Genomic DNA, 23,484 nt, shown 5'->3' on the forward strand with positions numbered 1-23,484 from the left:
AAGAGACATTACATCATGCTCATCTAAAAATTATGGAAGGCAGATAAAGAGAGGAGATTAGAAAATTGTCGCCACAGCAACGTTTTGAAAAATTGATGGCTATTATTGAAATTTCGTGTCTTTTGAAAACTGCAAATAAAGCTGCTATGCCAAAAAAGCTTCAAATCGTCCAAAAGATTTGTTAGATATTGAAGAACTAGAAAAATTAAATGGAGATTTATAATCCAATATTTAAAAATCTTAAATTTGAAACAAAATAAACTCCTTATTATTACGTATTATTGGCCACCAGCAGGAGGACCAGGAGTACAGCGTTGGTTAAAATTTGTAAAGTATTTACCAGATTTTGGCGTTCAGCCAATTGTTTATATTCCTGAAAATCCAACGTATCCCATTATTGATGAGAATCTTGTAAAAGAAGTTTCTGATAAGGCAATTATACTAAAACATACAATTTTTGAACCGTATCAATTGGCTTCGTTTTTATCTAAAAATAAAACGAAGAAAATTAGTTCGGGGATCATTCCAAATCAAAAAAAGCAATCCTTTTTAGACAAAGTATTTCTTTGGGTTCGTGGGAATCTTTTTATTCCTGATGCTAGAGTTTATTGGGTAAAACCATCAGTACATTTTTTAGAAAAATATATTCTAGAAAATGGAATTGATACTATTGTTACATCAGGGCCACCGCATAGTTTGCACCTCATTGGATTGGAATTAAAACAAAAGTTGACTATAAAATGGTTTGCTGATTTTCGTGATCCTTGGACCACTATCGGCTATCATAAATCCTTACGCTTATCAAATTACGCTGCCAAGAAACATAAAGCCTTAGAATACCAAGTTTTGAATACAGCTGACACGATTATAGTAACTAGTAAAACTACAAAAACAGAATTTCAAGCAATAACCACCAAGCCAATTGCTGTGATTACGAATGGGTATGATACCGAAAAAGTAGGTAAAGAAGCTTTGGATACTAAATTTTCATTGGCACATATTGGTTCTTTTCTGTCGGAAAGAAATCCGCAACTGCTATGGGAAATTTTAGTGGAATTAATTCATGAAGTTCCCGATTTTAAATCTCATTTAGAAATTAAATTAATTGGTGCAGTAAGTCAGGAAGTTTTAGAGACCATTTCTCAATTTGGACTAAATTCCTATTTGAATAATTTGGGTTATGTTTCCCATTCCGAAGCAATTGCGCATCAAAGAAAATCACAAGTACTATTGCTTATTGAAATTAACTCCGAAGATACTAAAAGCATTATTCCGGGAAAATTATTTGAATATATGGTTTCGGGAAGACCTATAGTAGCGATTGGTCCTATTGGTTCCGATTTTGCTGAAATTATAACCAATACCAATACAGGCGTATTTTTTGACTATTCCGAAAAGATGAAACTAAAAAGTGTACTTTTGGACTTTTATAATCAGTTTTTGGACGGAAAATTACAATCGAATGGCATTGGTTTGCAACAATATTCAAGAAAAAGTTTGACAGAAAAATTGGTTGAATTAATAGCTTATCCTAAATCTAAAATCTAAAATCCTAAATCGAATAATGGGAATAGTTCTAAATCAGTCTTTAAAGAATACCATAATTACATACATCGGATTTGCTATTGGGGGCATTAATACTATTTATTTATACCCAGTTTTTCTTGGAGCTACCTATTATGCTTTATCTAATTATATTGTATCAAGTGCTAATGTAATTATGCCTTTGTTTGCTATTGGTATGCAAAACACCTTAGTTAAATTCTACTCTCAATATCAAACTGATGAGGAACGATCTCGATTTTTATCGTTTACCGTTCTATTTCCGTTACTTTTAATTATACCTTTTATATTGATAGGATTGTTTTATTACGATGAGATATTGTTTTTTGTATCAAAGAAAAATCCAGTAGTAAAAACGTTTATTTGGTTGATTCCAATTATTGGAGTTTGCATGGCTTACTTCGAAATATTTTATGCATGGCTAAGGGTTCATATGCATTCTGTCTTTGGGAATTTTATAAAAGAAGTTGGTTTACGTTCTGCTTCATTGATTTTGTGTATTGGAGTATATTATAATTGGATTTCCGTAGAAGGATTCATTTATGCCACAGCCGTTGTTTACTTAATTGCTTTATTGATTACTATGTTTTACGCTTTTAGCATTAAAAAACCAGTATTTCAATTTACAATACCCGAAAATGCAAAAGGCATTTTAGAATATACTTTTTATATTATTTTATCGGGCAGCGTGGCAAATTTGCTTTTGGATGGAGATAAAATGATATTAAACCAATATATGGATATCAAAAATATTGCCTATTATTCAGTAGCTACATATATCGCATTAGTAATATCGGTTCCTAGTAGGGCAATGCACCAAATTGTATATCCAATTACTGCTAAATTAATGCATGAAAATAAGCACGATGAGATGGATGCATTATATAAAAAGACATCCATCAATTTGCAAGTAGTTGGTGGCTTTGTAATGCTCGGTATTTTTGTTAATATTAATCAGTTGTACGAAATGGTACCGCCAGAATATGCTGGAGGTATAATCGTTGTTTTCATAATTGGTTTGTCTAAATATTTTGATTTGATTTTAGGGAATAATAACGCTATTATTTTTAATACAAAATACTATAAAACAGTATTGATTTTGGGCGTGTTATTAGTAATACTGACTATTGGGTTGAACATGATTTTTATTCCTATTTATGGCATTATAGGTTCAGCATTTGCAACATTATTATCTATAACATTATATAGTTTAGCAAAATTACTTTTTGTGGTAAAAAAACTAGAATTATATCCTTTTACAAAGCAAACTGGGCATTCTATAGTGTTGACACTTTTCTTGTTTTTGGTATTTTATTTCTGGGAATTTCCTTTTCATCCCATAATCTCGATTATTTTAAAATCAGGTCTAATGACAATTGCATATGTCTATTTGAACTATAGGTTTGTTATTTCAACTGAAATTAACCAAGTTATAGACACTTTATTGAAAAAACTAAAATAAAGTACAATATTCTTAAATAATTAAAAAAATAGATTTTTTTATTACATTTGTCGATATTATTTAGTATTTTATAGAAATAAGTAAGAATAGCCGAATGTAATTTTAAATCTAAATTTTATTGTATCAAATTCTTATTTAAGTATACTTTTAATTTCCAAATGCTTATGAGAAGTCTTCAACTTGACAGTAATGAGTTTCGAAAAGAATACATAAGTACTCTAGCGAATAAAATTCACAACGGATTTGAGATTGTTGAAAATAATGAAAAGTTACCGTTTGCAGTTCTTTCAAAAAAAGGAGTAAAAGTTAATCACAGCATTAATTTTATACTTTTTTGTGTCACTTTAGGACTTTGGTCATTGCCATGGATTTACATAAGTCATGTTTCTTCTAAAGAAAAGAAAATTCTTATTGCTATAGATGAAGATGGAAAAATATTTCAAGAAAAATGTTGTAATTAAAATTCTATATTAATACAAACTTTCATATTTCGAAGGATTTGCTTCGTTCATCATAGCATACACTTTTTCATAAATATCTTCAATTGATGGTTTTGAGAAATAATCACCATCAGTTCCATAAGAGGGCCTATGCGCTTTTGCAGATAAGGTTTGTGGTTTGCTGTCTAAATATTTATAACCATCTTGATTTTCGATAATTTGTTGTAAAATATAAGCTGAAGCTCCACCAGGAACATCCTCGTCTATAATTAATAGCCGATTTGTTTTAGCAATACTTTTAACAATATCATGGTTTACATCAAACGGAAGTAATGATTGAATATCAATTATTTCACATTCAATTCCAATTTCATGAAGTTCTTTTGCGGCTTGGTATACTAATCTTAGAGTTGAACCATAAGAGACTAATGTAATATCTGTTCCTTTTTTAATAGTTTCAACTACACCAATCGGAGTTTTAAAATCACCATAATTTACAGGTACTTTTTCCTTTAGACGATAGCCATTAAGACATTCTATTACCAATGCAGGTTCGTCGCATTCTAACAAAGTGTTATAAAAACCGGCAGCTTTAGTCATATTTCTAGGAACTAAAACATGAATTCCTCTAATTGCATTTATAATCATTCCCATCGGTGAACCAGAATGCCAAATGCCTTCGAGACGATGTCCACGTGTTCTAATAATTAATGGTGCTTTTTGTTTGCCAACTGTTCGATATTGTAATGTTGCTAAATCGTCACTCATTATCTGAATGGCATATAATAAGTAATCTAAATATTGAATTTCGGCAATTGGACGAAGACCTCGTAAAGCCATTCCTATTCCTTGACCAATAATGGAAGCTTCTCTAATGCCAACATCGGCAACACGAAGCTCTCCAAATTTTTCTTGTAATCCAACTAATCCTTGATTTACATCGCCAATATTTCCTGAGTCTTCTCCAAATATTAATGCTTCAGGATATTTTGTAAAAATGGCATCAAAATTATCACGTAATATCATTCTACCATCGGTATCTTCTTTTGAGTCTCGATGGTATTCGGGTAATACTTCTTTTACACTAAATATATTTTTACCAGATTCAGAAAACAAGTTGCTACTGAAATTTTTCTCGGTTTTTTTAGTATACGAAATAATCCATTTTGATAATTCAATTTTACTATTTTCATTAGTAACTAAACGTAAAATGGTACGAGCTGCAACAAGAATTTCCTTTTTTAAAGGATTTTTTATCCTATTTAAATCAGAAATAATTTTTAGTATTCTGTCTTTATTCTTACTAGCTGGAGCTAATCTTTCTAGTAAAGTAACTAGTTCTTTTTGCTCTTCAATTATAGGGTTAATAAATGCTTTCCAAGCAACAATTTTAGCATCTAGAACTTCTTGTTTGGCTTTGGCATCAATTTCTTCTAATTCTTCAGGAGATGCAATGTTGATTGCAATCATCCATAATTTCATTTGTCGAATGCAATCAAAATCTTTTTCCCATGCTAGTCTAGCAGCATCTTTATAGCGTTCATGTGAACCTGAACTGGAATGTCCCTGTGGTTGAGTTAATTGGTATACATGAATCAATACTGGTGTATGGGTTTCACGTGCTAATTTTGATGCTTTTTCATAAGTTTCGATTAAACTAACATAATCCCAGCCTTTTACTTTTAAAATCTCAATTCCGTTACTGTTTCCTTCTCTTTGGTAACCTTTAAGAATTTCAGATATACTTTCTTTAGTAGTTTGATGTTTTGCATGAACAGAAATGCCGTATTCATCATCCCATACACTTAAAACCATTGGAACTTGTAATACACCAGCAGCATTTATTGTCTCAAAAAAGAGACCTTCGGAGGTACTTGCGTTTCCGATTGTTCCCCAAGAAATCTCATCTCCATTGATAGAAAAATTAGAGTTTTCAGCTAAAGTAGGGATGTTTCTATATATTTTAGAAGCTTGAGCCAGACCCAGCATTCGAGGCATTTGAGATGCTGTAGGTGAAATGTCGGAACTAGAATTTTTTTGTCTTGTTAAATTTTTCCATGTTCCATCTTCATTTAAACTATGAGTAGTAAAATGACCACCCATTTGTCTTCCGGCAGACATTGGTTCATGATTTATATCGGTATGCCCATATAAACCAGCAAAAAATTGTTGAATTGATAATTCACCAATTGCCATCATAAAGGTTTGATCTCGATAATAACCTGATCGAAAGTCTCCGTTTTTAAAATATTTTGCCATCGCTAATTGTGGAACTTCTTTTCCGTCACCGAAAATTCCAAATTTTGCTTTTCCGGTTAAAACTTCTTTACGCCCTAAAAGACTACATTCTCTACTAGTTATAGCGATTTTGTAATCATTTAGAACTTCGGTTTTGAAGTCTTCAAATGTCAATGTAGCTCTGGTTTCTTCTTTTATCATAATTTAAAAGGATAACATTCCATTGCAAATTTAAATAAAAACAAGTTGTATTCATAATTCAAAGAGAGAATAATAATTTTATTTTTAATGATTTTTTATAAAATATAGTCGATATTTTTATGTTATTGTCATCAAAATGATAAAGTAGGTAGTAATTATTGTAAAATAAAAGGATTTATTTAAAATTATTTAAAACCATTTTCTTGTAAAAAGTTGTAATAATCTATTCGGGTCTAGCGTGATGATAAACCTAATTTTTTCATTGTATTTAGTTTGAGATATTTCTAGTCCATTATTAGAATACACAGGAAAATATAATTCAAAAAAGTCTTCGAGTAAATTTAATCGAATGCCACTATCATAAACGACGTTTGTATTTTGATTTTTGTTGTTAACTAAGCCAAAATCACCATAGACATCAATCCAATTCCACAAACTATAACTAGCATTTAAAGTACTAATCCATTGGTTTGCATATCGGGTATTTAGTTTCGATTTGAAACCTCCTTCAGCCATAATGAATTCTTGGCTAACAATGCCGGTGCTGGACGATCTTCCTAAAAATGGATAATCAAATAAGTAGTCTTTTGGTCTGTCTAATCCAAAACTATAAAAATCTGAATTTGTTCTATTATAAATAAAACTAGCTGCAAAAAGTCGTAAATTGATTTGGCGATTGTCTTCAAAGAGTTTTCTAAATTGAATTTCGGACGATACTTTTCCAAATTTGCTCGAAAATTGAACATCACTTACAAATTTTATATGATCAGTAACTTCCGTTCTGGAGTTGATATATTTTAGGTTAAAAACCGAATAATTTTGCGCTGAATTATCAATTACAAATTCACTTTTTTGCCTGTTTACTATAACTTGACGAGCAACAATAAGTTGTTTTCTATTATCTCTGTAATTATCGTTTCGAATTTGCACTAAAACCATTGGGTTTAATTTAAAATATGTAGCGTCAGGGGCATAATGAAAATAAGAACTACTTAAAGAATACCGTATATTAAATAAATTACTGTTTCTGAAATCTCTATTTACTATAAAGGTGGCTCCACCTGATATAGAATGTGATTTTAAAGCATAGGTTGGTGTAATGTCATATATAAATGGCTTATTTAATATGGCTTTGTTCTGTAACCTAATTCCTGGTGACATTCCATCATAAACATTATAAGTTAAGATAGGAGCATATAGAACTTGATTGTAATATGGGTTTTCTAAATCTTTCATAAAAGCAAACGTCACCGGACGATTGTTTGGAAATAAACCATCTAATTTTACCCAGTTATTTCGTAAATTAAATTCAGGAACTTCATTTTTATAATTGATTACAATTTTTGAAGCATCATTTCTTGCGATGGTATAAATACTATCTTTTTGGTTAGTTTCGATCCATTTTTTAAAAACAATACTATCGTTTTTGATCCCATAAATAGGCATTGGAACTGAAACTAGAGTTTTGTTTTTTAGTGAAAATGAAACACTGTCTTTTGTTTTTGAAACATTCTTAAACTTGTAATCTATAATTTCACGCGAATTAATAATAGTATTGAAAAACCAATCAATATTTTTTTTAGCATTCGATTTTAAAAGAGTTTCAAAATCAGATCTTGTAGTTTGAGAATTCTCGTTTTTAGCAATAAATTGCTTTATACTATTGGATAAAATATCGTTCCCTAGATAATTGTCTAAATAGATTAAACTCAATCCAGCTCTGTATTTACTAGCAATTTGTTCATTGAATTTAATTAACTGGTTTTTTGGAGTACCTAGTGGTTGATCTAAATTTTTGCGAGCCATTAATAAATAGAAATAACTGTATTGTTCGTTGAAATCCAAGTTCAATATATTAAAACTTTTAAATATTTTATAATCAGCAATTCGCCCCGTCATTTTACAATCGGGACAGTTTTCTTCCATATATTTCATCATGGTATATATTTGAATTCCATCATAAATCCAATTGTCTTTTCTTGGATCTAACTTCAAAGTATTTTTTAGATAATTATTTAAATAAGTCTTTAAAAATTTAATTTCAAAAAGGAATTCATCTGGAAACGGAACTATAAATGAAGGCAATTGATTCAAACCATAAAAGGGATTTCGGTCGTAATCAGCTTGCGAAACGGTTATTTTATCGTAAGGAATTTTCCCAATTAAATTATTTGTAAAACGAACTACTCTGTCAACTGCAATTGCTTTTTGAATTTCATCTGCTGTATTTCCATTTAAATTAGTCAATACTTCTACAATGTTATTTTTATAGCTATGAAAACTGTTTTTTGGTTCCAGAAACACACTGAAATCGGTACGGTTAGTTCCACTAATAGTGTAAGTTGTAGTGTTTTCGTTTTGGTTTATTGCTCTGCTTTTTAAATCAGTAGTTAGACTAAACTTATTGGGTATAATAAGTTCGATGTCAAAGTTAGAAAAACCATTTGCAATATCATCCAAATTGTTATTACTGTATTTTATAAACGAAAAGTTCTCATATCGAGCGGGTATAATAAACCAGTTTTTCAAGTACATACCTTCATTTCCAAAATGGCCATAATGTGTAAATTTATCACTCGGAACCTTTACTATATAAGTGAGATGTAAAGTAATTTTCTCCTTGGGGGCTAATTTTGCACCTAATTTAACGAGGATTAAATCTGGGTTTTTAGCCGCTCTTTCCCAAAAAACAGATTGGTTATGTGCAGAAATTTCTAAATTAATTGTACCTCCACGTTCTTCTTCATTGGCCAAATGAAAACCTCTATAAAACTCATCCGAAAATCGTTTGGCTAAGGGCGAAGTTTTTGAGGAATAAGCGTTCATCCAATCATTCAAAACAATCGAGGTCAAAGTATCTTCTGATTGATTGTAAAACACCAATTCCTGTTGAACATTCAACTTGTTATTTACCGTATTTACTTCGGCAACGATATGGGAATTATGTTGTCCATATTGTTTTAAAGAGGTAAATACGAGTAGAAATATAAAAATTATTTTTTGAAATGATTTCAAGTTTTTGGTGCGTTTATTTTGATTTTAGTAATTAAAAATTAGGTGATAAATCATATTTTTTATAAAATTTATCTAAAACATTCACCACTTCATCTTCAGTGTCTACTATTTTGAAAAGGTCTAAATCAATAGCGTTTATGGTATGTTCTTGTTCTACTAAAACGGTTTTAAACCAGTCGATTAAACCCGACCAAAATTCAGTTCCAACCAATATTATTGGAAATTTTCCGATTTTTTTAGTCTGTATTAATGTTAATGCTTCAAATAATTCATCCATTGTTCCAAAACCTCCAGGCATTACCACAAAACCTTGGGAATATTTTACAAACATCACTTTTCTAACAAAGAAATAATCAAAATTCAGGTTTTTATCGTGATCGATATAGGGATTAAAATGCTGCTCAAAAGGCAATTCTATGTTCAATCCAACTGACATTCCACCTCCAAGATGAGCCCCTTTATTACCAGCTTCCATAATTCCCGGCCCACCACCAGTAATGACACCGTAACCCGCTTTGCTGATGTTATATGCGATTTTCTCGGCTAATAAATAATATTTATTATCTGGTTTTGTTCTGGCTGAACCAAAAATTGTTACACAAGGACCTATTCTCCCCATTGCTTCATACCCATTCACAAATTCAGACATAATCTTGAAAATAGCCCAACTATCATTAGTCCGAATTTCATTCCAAGTCTTTCTCTTAAATTTATCCTGAATTACTTTGTCCTCGTCATTGTCAAAATCTTCTAATCTCATTTTTGTGATTTATGCTAAATTTATTTTTGTGATTTCTTTTTGTATTTGTAAGCGATGCCTCAATATATGTACTATCGAATGTTCAATTATTGCTTCAAGATCATATTTCGTCCAAGAAGTATGGATTCTAGTTTTCATCATTTCTTCGTCGCTCAAAAGCCATTTGTTTTCAAACGTATCAATTTTGTATTGAAACATTTTGTCCAAATGATATAAAGCTTCTTCAACCGAATTAATCTCGATTTCATTTAATTTAATTTTCTTTCCAAAACTTTTTCTAATGTAGTTAGAATAGACATATCCAGAATTAACAATATGCAGCGTGATATTTCTAATTGATTTAAAATCGGTTTCTTTAGAATCATCTTTTACTAAGAATCTATCATTCGAAATAGTTTGTAAAACCGTTTTTAATTCTAACAGTGCTTTCTCGTATTCATCAGTCATAGCGCCAATTGCACCGGGCCTATATTCCATTTCATCTTTTTAAGGATTATATACTCTAGCTAATGTAGTTCTTTTTTCAAAAACTGTGCGGTGTAGCTTTTTTTATTTTTAATGATTTCTTCAGGAGTCCCTTTGGCTACAACCATACCGCCACCTTTTCCACCTTCGGGGCCAATATCAATGATATAATCAGCAAGTTTAATTACGTCCATATTGTGTTCTATAATCAAAATCGTATTGCCTTTATCGACCAATTTATTAATTACATCCATCAATACTCTGATGTCTTCAAAATGCAAACCAGTTGTAGGTTCATCCAAAATATAAAAAGTGTTTCCCGTATCTTTTTTCGATAATTCTCCCGCCAGTTTGATCCGTTGCGCTTCGCCACCAGAAAGTGTTGTACTTTGTTGCCCCAAAGTTATATATCCCAAACCAACATCTTGCAAGGTTTTTACTTTTCGGTAAATCTTTGGAATCATTTCAAAGAATGGAACAGCTTCATCGATAGTCATATTCAACACATCCGAAATTGATTTTCCTTTGTATCGGATTTCCAAAGTTTCTCTGTTAAAACGCTTTCCTTGGCAAGTTTCACATTCCACATATACATCTGGCAGGAAGTTCATTTCAATTGTTCGCACACCGGAACCTTGGCAGGTTTCACATCTTCCGCCTTTTACATTAAAACTAAAACGTCCCGCTTTATAGCCACGAATCATACTTTCAGAAGTCATTGTAAAGAGGTTTCTGATTTCCGTAAAAACTTCGGTATAAGTCGCTGGATTCGATCGTGGTGTTCTCCCAATGGGACTTTGGTCAATAGCAATCACTTTGTCGATATGTTCTAATCCTTCAATTTTTTTATACGGTTTTGGTTTTTTGACACCATTAAAATAAAAAGCATTCAAAATAGGGTAGAGGGTTTCATTGATCAATGTTGATTTCCCACTTCCTGAAACTCCTGTAACGCAAATCATTTTGCCCAAAGGCAATTCTATGGATACATTTTTAAGGTTGTTTCCTGTTGCTCCTGTCAGTTTTAAAAATTTTCCATTTCCTTCTCTACGTTTTTCAGGAATATCAAATTTCATCGATCCGTTCAAATACTGAGCTGTAATTGTATCTGATTTTAAGTTCTCGGCTGGTGTTCCAATACTGATAATTTCTCCACCGAATTTCCCTGCTTTTGGACCAATATCAATGACGTAATCGGCACGAATAATCATGTCTTTGTCGTGTTCTACTACAATCACTGAGTTACCAATATCTCGCAATTGTTCCAAGGAATGAATCAATTTGTCATTATCTCTTTGGTGTAAACCAATACTCGGTTCATCCAAAATATACAAAACGCCAACCAACTGCGAACCGATTTGCGTTGCCAATCTTATGCGTTGAGCCTCACCGCCAGAAAGCGATTTTGAACTTCGGCTTAAAGCTAAATAATCCAAACCAACGTTCATCAAAAAGTTCAAACGATCTTTAATTTCTTTGATGACTTCAGTAGCGATCTTTTTTTGTTTTTCGGATAAATGGCTGTTCAAATCCAAGAACCAAGCCGTCACATCTGAGATATCCATATCACACAATTCAGCGATATTTTTCTCATTGATTTTAAAAAATAAAGCTTCTTTTTTCAATCGCGAACCTTCGCAAACTGGACATTTGACTTCGTCCATAAATTCTTTTGCCCAACGCCGTATTGTTGTAGAACCGCTTTCGTCGTATTGATTTTTGATAAAATGCGAAATCCCTTCAAACTCAATTTTGTAGTCTTTAGTCACGCCCAAAACTTTCGATTCGACCGAGAATTTTTCTTTACCACCATTCAGAATCATTTCCATTGCTTCCTCGGAGATAGTTTCGACAGCATCAGTCAATTTAAAACCAAATTTTTCACCGATGATTTCCAGTTGTTTGAAAATCCAGGACGATTTATATTCTCCCAAAGGTGCAAAACCACCACTTTTTATAGACAATTTCGGATTAGGAATAATTTTTTTGAGGTTGATTTCGTTTACCGTTCCCAAACCTTTGCAATGGTCGCAAGCTCCTTTTGGCGAGTTGAATGAAAATAAATTAGGTTCTGGATTCTGATAGGAAATTCCAGTAGTTGGACACATTAAATTCCGACTAAAAAACCGAATATCATTCGTGTCTTGATCTAGAATCATCAATACATTTTCACCGTGATACATCGCCGTTTTGATACTTTCGGTCAGCCGTTTTACATTGTCTTCTGAGTCCTCAATAACCATTCTGTCAATCACGATTTCGATGTCATGAGTTTTGTATCGGTCAAGTTTCATTCCAGTTGTAATGTCTTTGATGTCCCCATTAATGCGAACTTTCAAGAAACCTTGTTTGGCAATTTGCTGGAATAATTCAGCATAATGTCCTTTTCTGGCACGAATAACTGGTGCCAAAATATTAATGCGTTTTCCCGAAAAATCTTGGGTAATCAAATCTTTGATTTGCTCGTCGTCATAGGAAACCATTTTTTCGCCTGTATTATAACTATAAGCATCGGCGGCACGCGCATATAACAGTCGTAGGAAATCATAAATTTCTGTAATCGTTCCCACGGTCGAACGTGGACTTTTACTAGTTGTTTTCTGTTCGATAGCAATGACAGGGGAAAGGCCATCAATTTTATCCACATCGGGGCGTTCTAAACCACCGAGAAATTGTCTGGCATAGGCCGAAAACGTTTCTACATAACGGCGTTGTCCTTCAGCATAAATCGTATCGAAAGCCAAAGATGATTTTCCCGAACCAGAAAGCCCGGTTATCACCACCAGTTTCTCACGAGGAATTTTGACGTCTATATTTTTTAGATTGTGCACTCGCGCACCCAATACTTCAATGTTGTTATCGTTTTCTAGCATAAATTTTGGCAAAAAGCAAAAATACAATTTTAAGAGGAACTTTTTGGTAAGACCAAATAAAAGAAAACGTTAAAATAGCAGACTAATTTAATTAATTTGCTAAAGTTAATTAGCAGTCCTTGAGTTCCAACTGTCAGGTATATATTTTTTTTTATTTAATTTAATTCCATTTTCAGTAGCAACTAATTGCTATCATTGAATTAATTTATTTTTTTATATTTGAATAAAAAACAGAACCATGAATATTTTAGGAATTGGCTCACGTATAAAACATCCAGAATTGGGACTTGGTGTAGTTACTAATGTAACGTCAAAACAGTATTGGGTTACCTTCATCGAAGATGGATTGGAAACTATTGCTATCGATAGTGAATTTGAAATTATTGAAGCAGTTGAGGACGAAGTAGACTCGGTTAGTTTTCGTGACGTAGAAAAATCATTGAAGAATTTATTGCAAAAATGGAGTGATGTTTCTCAAATTGTACCCATTGCCGATAAATGGAAGGGCGGCAAAATTATTCTAGAACCCGGAACTGCAACTGCAAATAAAGAAGTGCCAATTGATACTTTTTTTCATAAAATCACCATGGTTCGCGATAGAGTTCGAGTAATGGAACAAAAAATTAATGCCAGTAATCTTGAAGAATCCGAGAAAATCGATATGCAACAATATATCACCAGAATTTATGGTAGTTTGACTACTTTTAATGTGTTGTTTAAAAACTCCAACGATTATTTTGTAGGTGATAAATCCAAATAAAAAGTATTTAGTTTTCAGTAAAAAGAGTTCCTTTTTACAATCACTCTTTCAACCAATTCCATATTCGATTCTTTTTGTATTATTTCATTGGTATTTTTTTAAACGTGGAATTGACAACCACTTCCTCGAGGCATTCTACCATTCCTCTAATATATCCCTATGTGTCATAATCTTTTGTAAATCAATATTTTGACTTTTAAAATATTCTTGATTCATTTTGTTTTTGTATATTTGAGTTTAGTTCTTAAACAAAAATCACATTTTTTATTTAACCTGCAACAACCGTGAAACGAAAAGGAATTATCAACATTTTTGAGACTATCCTTATTATTTACTGTGAATACTTTATCTGCTTTATTTTAATGTTGAATTTATAAATCTAGCATTATGAGACGTCTTCTAAACTTAATTTGTTTTAGTCTAATTTTATTTTCATGCAAGCATCATGAAGAAAACAAAAAAGAAATTACTAAAGTCAAATCCATTTCAAGTAAATATAGTTGCTGTACTCCTGAAGTTATGGATAAATCGTGGTATTCCTCTGGTAAGAAAGCACCAATTCTTGCTGGATTGGAAGGTATTCATTTTCCTGTTTCAACTAAAAATGTAGAAGCACAAAAATATTTTGATCAAGGACTAATGTTATCATTTGGTTTTAATCATGCTGAGGCAGCTCGTTCCTTTTACGAAGCTACTAGACAAGATCCAACTTGTGCAATGAGTTGGTGGGGTTTTGCCTATGTGTTGGGGCCGAATTACAACGCTGGTATGGAGAATGATAACTTAAAACGTGCTTTTGATGCTGTACAAAAAGCAAAATTATATTCTAAATCATCTACCCAAAAAGAAAAAGATTTGATTGAAGCATTATCTCATCGTTATGCCAAAGATACTACCATCACCCGTTCAGTACTTGATTCTTCGTATGCGGTTGCAATGCGTAAAGTATCTAAAAAGTATTCTGAAGATGTAACTATAGCTTCAATTTATGCTGAATCATTAATGGATTTACATCCTTGGAATTTGTTTAAGAAAGACGGGTCTATTCAACCTTGGACTCCCGAAATTCTTGCAGTCCTTGAAAAATGCTTGAAGTTGGAACCACGTCATGCAGGTGCAAACCATTTTTATATTCATGCAACAGAAATGTCGCAACATGCCGAAAAAGCATTGCCAAGTGCCGACTTGCTTCGGGATTTAGTGCCGGGTGCAGGGCATCTAGTTCATATGCCTTCGCATACTTACATTAGAATCGGACGTTATCATGACGGTGTTGTAGCCAATCAAAAAGCAGTATTGGTGGATAGTTTGTATATAGAATCATGCCATGCACAAGGCATCTATCCGCTAGGTTATTATCCACACAATTATCATTTTATTTCAGCATGCGCAACACTTTGCGGTGAAAGTAAAATTGCATTGAAAGGAGCTAAAGCAACAGCCGACCATTGTTATAAAAAACTACTAAATGATCCAGCTTGGTCTTCACTTCAACATTATTATTCCATTCCTTGGTATGTTGAAGTAAAACTTGGTTTATGGAATGACATTAGATCTTCTCCCGCTCCCGAAAAAAACATAAAATATCCTTTGGTTATATGGCATTATGCTCAAGGTATGGCAATGCTTTCACAAAATAAAATCGTAGATGCAAAAAAACATCTTAGCGAAATGAAACAAATTATGACAGACCCAATTCTAAAAGATTTTACGATTTGGGATATCAATAATGCTTTAGATTTATGTGAGATAGCCTCAAAAACTTTGGAGGGAGAAATATTAGCTAAGCAAAAAAACTATTCCAAAGCAATTACTTTTTTAAAGATTGCAATTGAAAAGGAGGATGCTTTGAATTATGATGAACCGCCAGATTGGTTTTTTTCTGTACGCCATCATTTGGGAGCTGTGTTAATTGAATCAGGAAAATACCAAGAAGCATTAAGAGTGTATGATGAAGATTTAAAAACTTTTCGTGAAAACGGTTGGGCATTAAAAGGACTGATGAATGCCTACGAGAAACTTGGAGACAAAAAGAAGTACAATGAAACAAAAAATCGTTTTGAAACAGCTTGGAAAAATGCGGATATTGAAATCGCATCATCTCGAATATTGTAAATTCTAAATTAAAGCTAGATTGAAATTTGATAAACAAACGGATGATTATACTACAATAAATTTTGTAATAATAGAAATAAAAAGACTTTTATGACACTATATTAAAAAGGATAACCAATGGCAATGTTAAGAATTAAATTTTCTTTTCTCCAAGAACCACTACCAAAATCAATAGCATCAATCACCCATCTTTTTCCTTCTGGCAAATAAGGCTTTCTGAGCGGAAATGCCAAATCGGTTCTTAAAATCAAAAAAGAAAAATCAAAGCGCAATCCAGCTCCAGCTCCAACGGCAATCTGTTTCATGAAATTCTTAGAGATTTCTGCTCCTGGTTTATTGGGATCAGCGTTTAAAAGCCATATATTTCCAGCGTCTACAAATAAGGCTCCCTTCATTAAACCATAAATTTGCGCCCTGTATTCTGTATTAAACTCTAATTTTAAGTCAGCAGATTGTTCTGGTAAAAAGGAATTGGAAATAATTGGTGCATTGTAACTTCCTGGTCCTAGTGATCTGGCTCTAAAGGCCCGTATACTATTGGTTCCGCCTACTACAAATTGCTTGGTTGTAGGCAATGTATTCGAATTTCCATAAGCAAATCCGGCTCCCACAATGATTCTGCTAGCCAATTCACTTTCATTACCTAATTTTAAATAATGCCTGAAATCAGTTTCTAATTTTACGTATTGGCTAAAGGGAACATCAAATACTTTTATAGTATCACCGCGTTTAATATTGGCACCCAATAGCAAACCAGTAACATTTCCGGCCAAATCCGCTTTCCCATTAAAATAGAAAGTATTTTTTTTGAATTTTAACATTCTATTTGTGAACGTGTACGAGTACGTAGGACCAAAAATTAATTGTTTCTCAATTGCTTTTCCCAAAGAGGCATCTGCCAAAATATTTTCCCGATATGCCGCCGTCACATTATTCGGGCTTACAAACGTAATGTCGACCACATTCAATTGATGTTCTTTCCGAATATCTTCCTTCCAGATGTAACCAAATGAAGTTTTAAAAGAATTTAAGGCATAAAGCTGTATTCTTTTTTGAAATTCATATCGCACAGTTGCCTTGGTTCTGGGAACGAATTCACTGGACCCTTCCATCTTAAACGGTGTAATAAATCTTGGCCAGGTCAAACTTGTTTCCCCTCCCAATTTGTATATATTCTGACCTTTATTTTTTCCAGAAAGCTGAAATTCGGCTCCACCAAATACAGATAATGTAAGCAATTCAGCTCCACGAAATACATTTCGGTTATTCCAATTTATATTAACTTCTGTACCAGTAAAACTGGCTGAATTAGTTTTTCCCAAAACCTCTACACGGATAAACTTTTTAGGTAAAAGCGTCAGATAATAATAGGCATCCAAAGTGTTTTTTAAACTATCTGAGACTTTGAATTCATTTTTCACAAAGTTAAAAGTACCCAGATTTACAAAACGGTTTAAGGTGAGATTGTGGTTTTTTCGGTTGTAATAATCTCCTTTTTTAAAATATAAAGTTCGGTCAAAGACCCTTGGTTTAAAAGTATGCGCCGAATCGATAATGGTATAATCTTTATACTGTATAATATCCTCTTTTTTATAAGTAAGGCTGTCTTTTAAAATCGAAAAATTAGGATATACTACAATCTTGTCTATTTTGTAGGCAATTGCCGCTTTATCTGGTGTTTTGTCTTTTATTTTTAATTTAATATTGACCTCATGGTCTCCTTTTGTACTATCTACTTGAGCCAAAATATAATCTGGATTAAAATAGTAATATCCCTTTTCTTTTAGGCTTGCATCAATGCGTTCTCTTTCGAGCTTAATAATTTCTAAATCATATGGATTACCTTCTTTCAGTAAGGTTTTGTCACTCGTTTTGGCAATTGATTTTCCCAAATCTGAAGAGTCTGCTGGAAATTGTATATTTTTTATCTTGTATTGTCTTTTCGGCAATACGATATATTGTGCAGTAACTCTTTTGTTTTTGGCAGTCGAATCAGCACTCACCCTTGTCTTAAAATAACCTCTATTTTGGGTGTAATTTCTTAAAACGGATGCATTATAATCTAAATCGACCTTGCTAAAAAGAACTGGCGCTTCTCCGACTTTGTTTCTCAACCAATATCTGATTCCCTTGGCTTTTTTAGGTTTTCCAGCTAAATTGTAAATCCATAATTTAGGTCGCAATCCAAATATTTTCTTATTGGGTTTTGGTACAAGTAAGTTTTCGCCCTCTTTTTCAAGTACTTTTCTTTCTTTCTTTTTTATAACTGAATCTTTCACTTTTACTGTACTTCCTGTATACAATAACTCACCCTCGGCTAGATATTTAGTGTTGCTACATCCAAAAACAAAAAACAAGGATAGCACGATAAAATATTTTATATATCTGGTTTCCATATTTCTATTTTTATTGGTCATTATCCTCAATTAGTTCTTTATCTAGATTTTCTTGTTTTTCCTTTTCTAATTTGAGTTTTGTTTTTTCTTTGCGTATTTTTTCTTTCTTAATGATCTCTTTTTCTTCTTCTGTACGGTGAAAAAGTTCGCTGAATTTATTATAACTCATTGTAACAATAAAAGCGATGCCCGTCTCTACAATCTGTCCTGCTATAGCAACCTGATATTCGTTTTTACGATAGACCCGAATCATATATCGTCCGTCTTTTGTAAGTTGATAATCCAGTGCGACGTCACCAGCAATATTCGAAGCATTTTCGTTGGCTCGTTCCTGACCTTCCACACCAAAACTACTACCTACCGTTACTTTTATTCTATCATCAAATAGCTTTTTAGAAATTCCAACTTTCAAATCGGTTCTGTTTTCCTTAGCTCCTGAAGTATAATTTTCAGTCGATTGCAAATCAAAATTCAACTGGACACCGGAAATTAAATCTCCAGCAAGATCATTTAATTGTTGCGAAAGTATCTTACTTACACTTTGTCTAGCCAATGATTCCGCACTAGTTCCTCCACTTTCACTTGCAAAAGGATTTTCGCCAATAAATCGGTTTAGCAATAAAAGGGCAAATACCTGTTTGTTTAATTCTGCTGGTTCTTGTCGTAATTGCTCCAATTTTGCTTGGGATGCCGTTACGATATCTGATGCAACACCATAATTTCCATCTGGTAGAATAATATCAAATGTTATTTCAGGTTTCATTAATTCTCCATTCATTTTTAATATAGTCTGAAAAGGAATTTTTTGTTTGTAAGTGTTTTTTACGGTTTGACTAACTGCTCCTAGTTGATTCCCAAGTAGATCTATTGGCGCAGCACTCACTTTATAAATAGCATTAATGTTTAAAGTTGCCATAGTTGGCTCGCCATTCCATACAATATAACTTCCTTTTTGAATATCAAATTTACGGCGAATCATATTAAAATTCATCTCGTAAGCACCGTCTGAAAATTCATATTTACCAGTTAAAGTTGTTTTTCCAGAAGGATCAATGCCTCCAGTAAGTTGGGCTTCTCCTTTAAGATTCAGGTAATCACCGTTTCCTTTGTCGATAACCAAAGTAAGTTCGGCTTTTTTATCGATTGAAATTGCAACACTCACATCCATTCCGATTAATGCCGACTGATTGAGTTTTTTTTCCAAAGACGCCGTTTGTTTCAGATATAAATTGTCTTCATTCACAAACTCTACTATTCCTTCCCTGTCTGCTATGGATGGATCAGATTGAGGTAAAACAATTGTAAATTTAGTATCCTCATTTATTCTGATGTTTCCACTTACAATCGGATTGTAGATAGTTCCTTTAAGGTTCAAATTGGTATCTAAAATTAAATCCCCATAAAATAAATCGTTGTCAGCCTCTTTAGAATGAATTGCTCTAAAATTGTTCGCCACAATGCTTAATCCAAAATCATAATTTCTAAAATCTGCTGAATGAACTGTTCCGTTTAGCGATAATTCATTTTGGTTTTCATCATAAAAATTAAAATGATCAAATGCAATTGTTTCATTCTGAAAGCTAACATTTTTATTAGAGGTTTTAAAATAAGAGTCTATTTTTGTAATTCTAAAACCAGCATCGTTAAAGTGCAAATCACCATTTAATTTTGGTGCATCTATATTTCCAGTGATTTTAAAATTCCCAGATAAAAAGCCTGCTCCATCTGCAATTTGACCCAAACTAAAGCCTTGTATACTTTTGATGTTTAACTTGGTCATATCTAATTTAAGGTCAAAACTACTATCATCAATTTTATAAGTTCCATCAAGACTTACATCATTTCCTTCACCGCTTAGCGTAACATTTGTAGACAATAGATTATAAGTTTTGCTTTCCACTTTTAGAAGAATATCGCCAACGGCTTCTTCATTAAAAACAAAACCATCTATTTTTAAATCAGAGGTAAAAGTTGGTTTTGTCATCGCATTCTCGATCAAAGCTGTTCCATTTATCAATCCTTGCATCATCAATTTGTCTTTTTTGATAATATTCAAAATGGTCTCAATTTTAAAATTTACGAAATCAACCTTTAGTGGAGCATTGTTCTGATTGCCTTGCGACTGGATTTTAAGTTCGTTTCCGGAATGATCCAAATAAAACTTATCGATATAAAGTCTTTTATCTCCAAATTCAATAGCGTTTTCGGCATTGATATTCCATTTATCATAATTGAGCACTAGATTTTCCGCATTAATTTTTAGTGTGTTTTTAATATCAGCATGAAGCAATTCGCCTGCTATAAAATATTGCTTTTTTTCTTTTGAATCTTTTACTTCCAAGGCATAGGATAGCCTATTGTTCTCCACTTTTCCGGATAAACTGGTATATGGAACTTTAATTTGTCCGCTTTCAAATGTTGCGACAGAAAGCTGATAATCCAAAACTTTTCCTTTAGTTTCAATGTTTATTTTTCCGTCCGCAATAGTATTTTTATCATATACAATTCTTGGAATTGTTCCTTTTACGATCAAAGAATCGGATACATTATTGTATTTTCCAGCGATGTTAATAGGTTCCAAACCTGTCAATTTTGGGAAAATTTTAAAAAGGATTGGGTCGTTATCAACATATAGCTTAAAATCTAATCGTTGTTCATCAGCTGCTGCCTTATTTTTTGAGTTGCCTAATTCAATATATTGGGATAATGTTTTTTTTAGGGCTGCTGCCAATGTGGTCAGCTTGTATTTACCGTCAACTTCTGCCTTTAGAAATTGAGAATTTATTTTGATGTTGTTTTTTTTATTGTCTGCGAATGCCACAATTTTAATCGAATCCAGTACAATAACATCGGCTTCTTGTAATACTTGAATGTTGGAAAAGAAAATTTTTCCGTTTAAATAATCAGGATCACTGTTGACAATGTCAGCGTCAATATTCCCTCTCAATTTCATTGGGCCTGCATGAAGATTGAGTTTTTGGAGATCGGCAATATCTAGATTTAATTTTAATTGTGTTGAAGGATATTTGTCTTTTGCATTTCCATTGGCAGACAGATTGAACGCTAAATTGGGGTCTTTGATGGCTGATTTTACTGCAAATAACCCGTTTTTGATATTTCCTTTTAAAGTTAAATTTTTATATACATATTTATTAAAAACTGCCTTCTGGACAATTCCGTCCAGTTCCGCCTGTGCAGTTTTTGGATCCAAACCTTTCCCTTTTAGGTTCGCAGAAAGTGTGATTTTTCCCAAAGAGTCATTTTTGATTAAGCTTCCTAAATCGAAATCGAGCAAATACACTGTGGCTTTATATTTCTCATGATTTTTGATTCGCTGATCGTACAAGGCATCTACTTTAGCATCCCCAAAACTACTATTTAAAGCCAAATTTGTTTTGAAATTCTCAATCGATCCATTAAATTTTCCCGCTACATTTATTTGGGAAGGCAGTTGAATGGAGTTGGGAATTATTCCTGTAGGTACAAAAGAAAGAACATCTTTAGAAGTGCTAGAGAATTTCTTGATGTTTAAATCATAATTCGCTTTTAGATAGTCAGGTAAGCCAGTAATTTTACCGGAAACGGTGACGCTTGTGTTTCCAATTCCACTCATTTCAAATTGCGGAATAGTAAGATCCTTAATTTTTCCATTTAAACGGGCATTCAAATACAAAACTGCATTTGGATTGCTTTTAAATAGATTCTCTTTTTGTAAATCGGGAGCAAATAGTAAAATGTCTTTAAACCCTATTTTGGCGTGATTTAAATTAGCTTCCAAAGTAAGGTTTTCGATATTCTTTTGCAAGACAGCAATCGATGGATAACCGACTTTAATGTTATTCTGCAGAAGCGTTTGTGGAGTCTTTAAATACAAATTCTTCAAATAAGCACTTTTTGGTCCATAAAAGAAATCAGTTTTTAATGCCTGAATTTGCAAGCCACTTTTTTCAATTGCAGCAAGTGATTTTATATTTCCTGAAATAGTATCATTCGAGTAATACAGTTTGGCTGCTTTAAAATATAATTTATCCAAATCAAGATGTCGGTAATCAATCCCTTTTGAGATTGGTTTGTAATGCATATCATCAAATTTGAAAACTATATTTTGTAAATCAACTGTATTCAATTTTACTTTCCATCTTATATTAGCTGTTCCAGTCGAATCGATATTGGGGGATTTAAATTGTTTGTCATTTACTCCCAATTTTAAATTTCCTTTCAAATTTTTTAATTCGAAAGTTTCGAAATCTAGCAGCTGTTTATTTAAATCTATTTTGTTAACCGATAATTCTAAATTACCTAAAACCAATCCCGTACCCAATTTGGAATCTTTATTATCATAAGAAATATCAATATTAGATAAACTAATTGTGCCAAGTTTTAGTTTGAAATCTTTTCTCTTCGATATGGTATCCATCGTTTCAGCAGATACTTTTGCAATTCTTTCAACGATATCCTGATTCAAAACTAATTTCAAACCATTTAAATCAATAGTAGGAATGTTAAAATCCATTTTATCCAATTCAAATTTCTTGAATTTGGTGTCAAAATGTGCAATTATTACATGAATATCATTTCTAGAATAGTTATCCTTAAAATTAAAATTGACATTTTCGAGATTTACTTTAACAACGGATATTGTAAAGGGTTTACTATTCGGGTCTGTGGGTTGTTTTGATTCAAATGCCTTGATGATATAATCGAAATTAAATACGTCGTCCTTGTTTTTGGAAATGTTGGCTGAGGCATTTTGCAGAGAAACCGAATTGACCTGCAATTCACTGTTTAAAAGTTTAAATAAATCAATATCGGCTTCTAGTCGTTTGCCAATTAATAAAGTATCTTTTTCTTGGTCTTCAAAATAAAATCCTTCTAAAACAATTTTTTTTGGAAAATTAATGTCAATTCGGTCTAATGAAACTTTAGTTTTAATTTTATTTTCTAAATAGATTATTGCTTTGTCTTTCGCATAATTTTGGAAGGCTGGAACTTGAATTAAAATGAAAATAAGGAGTAAAAATGCAATTATCGAAATGACACACCAAAGCAGAACACCAAGTATTTTTTTTAGAAAATGAATTTGTTTTGTATGCATACGTCAATAAAACTCTTTCAGACTCAATCTGTATTAATAAATTTAGTATTCTTAGAACTTACAAATGTGTACAAAATATAATATAATAGATTACATAATTA

Annotated in this window: 12 protein-coding genes; 5 read left to right on the forward strand and 7 right to left on the reverse strand. The window is 32.3% G+C overall.

Annotated features, from left to right (window positions below; all coding sequences use genetic code 11):
- Positions 1–246 precede the first annotated feature (246 nt).
- The 3 genes from E0F76_RS06430 (at position 247) to E0F76_RS06440 (ending at position 3,486) form a co-directional block, all read left to right on the forward strand.
- On the forward strand, positions 247–1,548 hold the full coding sequence (locus E0F76_RS06430; RefSeq protein ID WP_132003017.1) for a glycosyltransferase family 4 protein: 1,302 nt from the start codon (positions 247–249) through the stop codon (positions 1,546–1,548).
- A gap of 16 nt (positions 1,549–1,564) precedes the next feature.
- Positions 1,565–3,025, forward strand: a complete 1,461-nt coding sequence (locus tag E0F76_RS06435; protein WP_132003020.1) for an oligosaccharide flippase family protein — start codon at positions 1,565–1,567, stop codon at positions 3,023–3,025.
- 164 nt (positions 3,026–3,189) lie between these two features.
- Complete coding sequence (locus tag E0F76_RS06440; RefSeq protein WP_132003022.1) at positions 3,190–3,486, forward strand: hypothetical protein; 297 nt, start codon at positions 3,190–3,192, stop codon at positions 3,484–3,486.
- A 9-nt stretch (positions 3,487–3,495) separates the two neighbouring features.
- On the opposite strand, the gene E0F76_RS06445 is transcribed toward E0F76_RS06440, so the two are convergent.
- From E0F76_RS06445 to uvrA, 5 genes are all read right to left on the reverse strand, one after another.
- On the reverse strand, positions 3,496–5,904 hold the full coding sequence (locus E0F76_RS06445) for an alpha-ketoacid dehydrogenase subunit alpha/beta (RefSeq protein WP_132003025.1): 2,409 nt from the start codon (positions 5,902–5,904) through the stop codon (positions 3,496–3,498).
- A 189-nt stretch (positions 5,905–6,093) separates the two neighbouring features.
- Positions 6,094–8,919: a gluzincin family metallopeptidase gene (locus tag E0F76_RS06450; protein ID WP_246021991.1), complete on the reverse strand. Its 2,826-nt coding sequence runs from the start codon at positions 8,917–8,919 to the stop codon at positions 6,094–6,096.
- 31 nt (positions 8,920–8,950) lie between these two features.
- On the reverse strand, positions 8,951–9,679 hold the full coding sequence (locus E0F76_RS06455; protein ID WP_132003028.1) for an LOG family protein: 729 nt from the start codon (positions 9,677–9,679) through the stop codon (positions 8,951–8,953).
- Between the two features lie 9 nt (positions 9,680–9,688).
- Positions 9,689–10,156, reverse strand: a complete 468-nt coding sequence (locus tag E0F76_RS06460; RefSeq protein WP_132003031.1) for a DinB family protein — start codon at positions 10,154–10,156, stop codon at positions 9,689–9,691.
- Between the two features lie 29 nt (positions 10,157–10,185).
- Positions 10,186–13,017, reverse strand: coding sequence for an excinuclease ABC subunit UvrA (gene uvrA / locus E0F76_RS06465; protein ID WP_132003034.1), 2,832 nt, complete (start codon positions 13,015–13,017; stop codon positions 10,186–10,188).
- Between the two features lie 238 nt (positions 13,018–13,255).
- Between uvrA and E0F76_RS06470 the strand changes: the two genes are divergently transcribed.
- Together E0F76_RS06470 and E0F76_RS06475 are read left to right on the forward strand one after the other, a co-directional pair.
- Positions 13,256–13,777, forward strand: coding sequence for a hypothetical protein (locus tag E0F76_RS06470; protein WP_132003037.1), 522 nt, complete (start codon positions 13,256–13,258; stop codon positions 13,775–13,777).
- 387 nt (positions 13,778–14,164) lie between these two features.
- Positions 14,165–15,892, forward strand: coding sequence for a tetratricopeptide repeat protein (locus tag E0F76_RS06475; RefSeq protein ID WP_132003040.1), 1,728 nt, complete (start codon positions 14,165–14,167; stop codon positions 15,890–15,892).
- Positions 15,893–15,993: 101 nt separating this feature from the next.
- Here the strand turns inward: E0F76_RS06475 and tamL are convergent, their stop codons facing one another.
- Together tamL and E0F76_RS06485 are read right to left on the reverse strand one after the other, a co-directional pair.
- Positions 15,994–18,288, reverse strand: a complete 2,295-nt coding sequence (gene tamL, locus E0F76_RS06480) for a translocation and assembly module lipoprotein TamL (RefSeq protein WP_132003043.1) — start codon at positions 18,286–18,288, stop codon at positions 15,994–15,996.
- Positions 18,289–18,298: 10 nt separating this feature from the next.
- Positions 18,299–23,383 (reverse strand): translocation/assembly module TamB domain-containing protein, encoded by a 5,085-nt coding sequence (locus tag E0F76_RS06485; RefSeq protein WP_132003046.1) that lies wholly within the window; start codon positions 23,381–23,383, stop codon positions 18,299–18,301.
- Positions 23,384–23,484 lie beyond the last annotated feature (101 nt).

It is taken from the genome of Flavobacterium cellulosilyticum (genome assembly GCF_004349355.1).
GTDB lineage: Bacteria > Bacteroidota > Bacteroidia > Flavobacteriales > Flavobacteriaceae > Flavobacterium > Flavobacterium cellulosilyticum.

What these genes read in the sequence shown, in the direction of transcription:
- E0F76_RS06470 (WP_132003037.1), top strand. Translation starts at nt 13,256, where the DNA reads ATGAATATTTTAGGAATTGGCTCACGTATAAAACATCCAGAATTGGGA.
- E0F76_RS06440 (WP_132003022.1), top strand. Translation starts at nt 3,190, where the DNA reads ATGAGAAGTCTTCAACTTGACAGTAATGAGTTTCGAAAAGAATACATA.
- uvrA (WP_132003034.1), bottom strand. Translation starts at nt 13,017, where the DNA reads ATGCTAGAAAACGATAACAACATTGAAGTATTGGGTGCGCGAGTGCAC.
- E0F76_RS06460 (WP_132003031.1), bottom strand. Translation starts at nt 10,156, where the DNA reads ATGGAATATAGGCCCGGTGCAATTGGCGCTATGACTGATGAATACGAG.
- E0F76_RS06455 (WP_132003028.1), bottom strand. Translation starts at nt 9,679, where the DNA reads ATGAGATTAGAAGATTTTGACAATGACGAGGACAAAGTAATTCAGGAT.
- E0F76_RS06445 (WP_132003025.1), bottom strand. Translation starts at nt 5,904, where the DNA reads ATGATAAAAGAAGAAACCAGAGCTACATTGACATTTGAAGACTTCAAA.
- E0F76_RS06435 (WP_132003020.1), top strand. Translation starts at nt 1,565, where the DNA reads ATGGGAATAGTTCTAAATCAGTCTTTAAAGAATACCATAATTACATAC.
- E0F76_RS06485 (WP_132003046.1), bottom strand. Translation starts at nt 23,383, where the DNA reads ATGCATACAAAACAAATTCATTTTCTAAAAAAAATACTTGGTGTTCTG.
- tamL (WP_132003043.1), bottom strand. Translation starts at nt 18,288, where the DNA reads ATGGAAACCAGATATATAAAATATTTTATCGTGCTATCCTTGTTTTTT.
- E0F76_RS06475 (WP_132003040.1), top strand. Translation starts at nt 14,165, where the DNA reads ATGAGACGTCTTCTAAACTTAATTTGTTTTAGTCTAATTTTATTTTCA.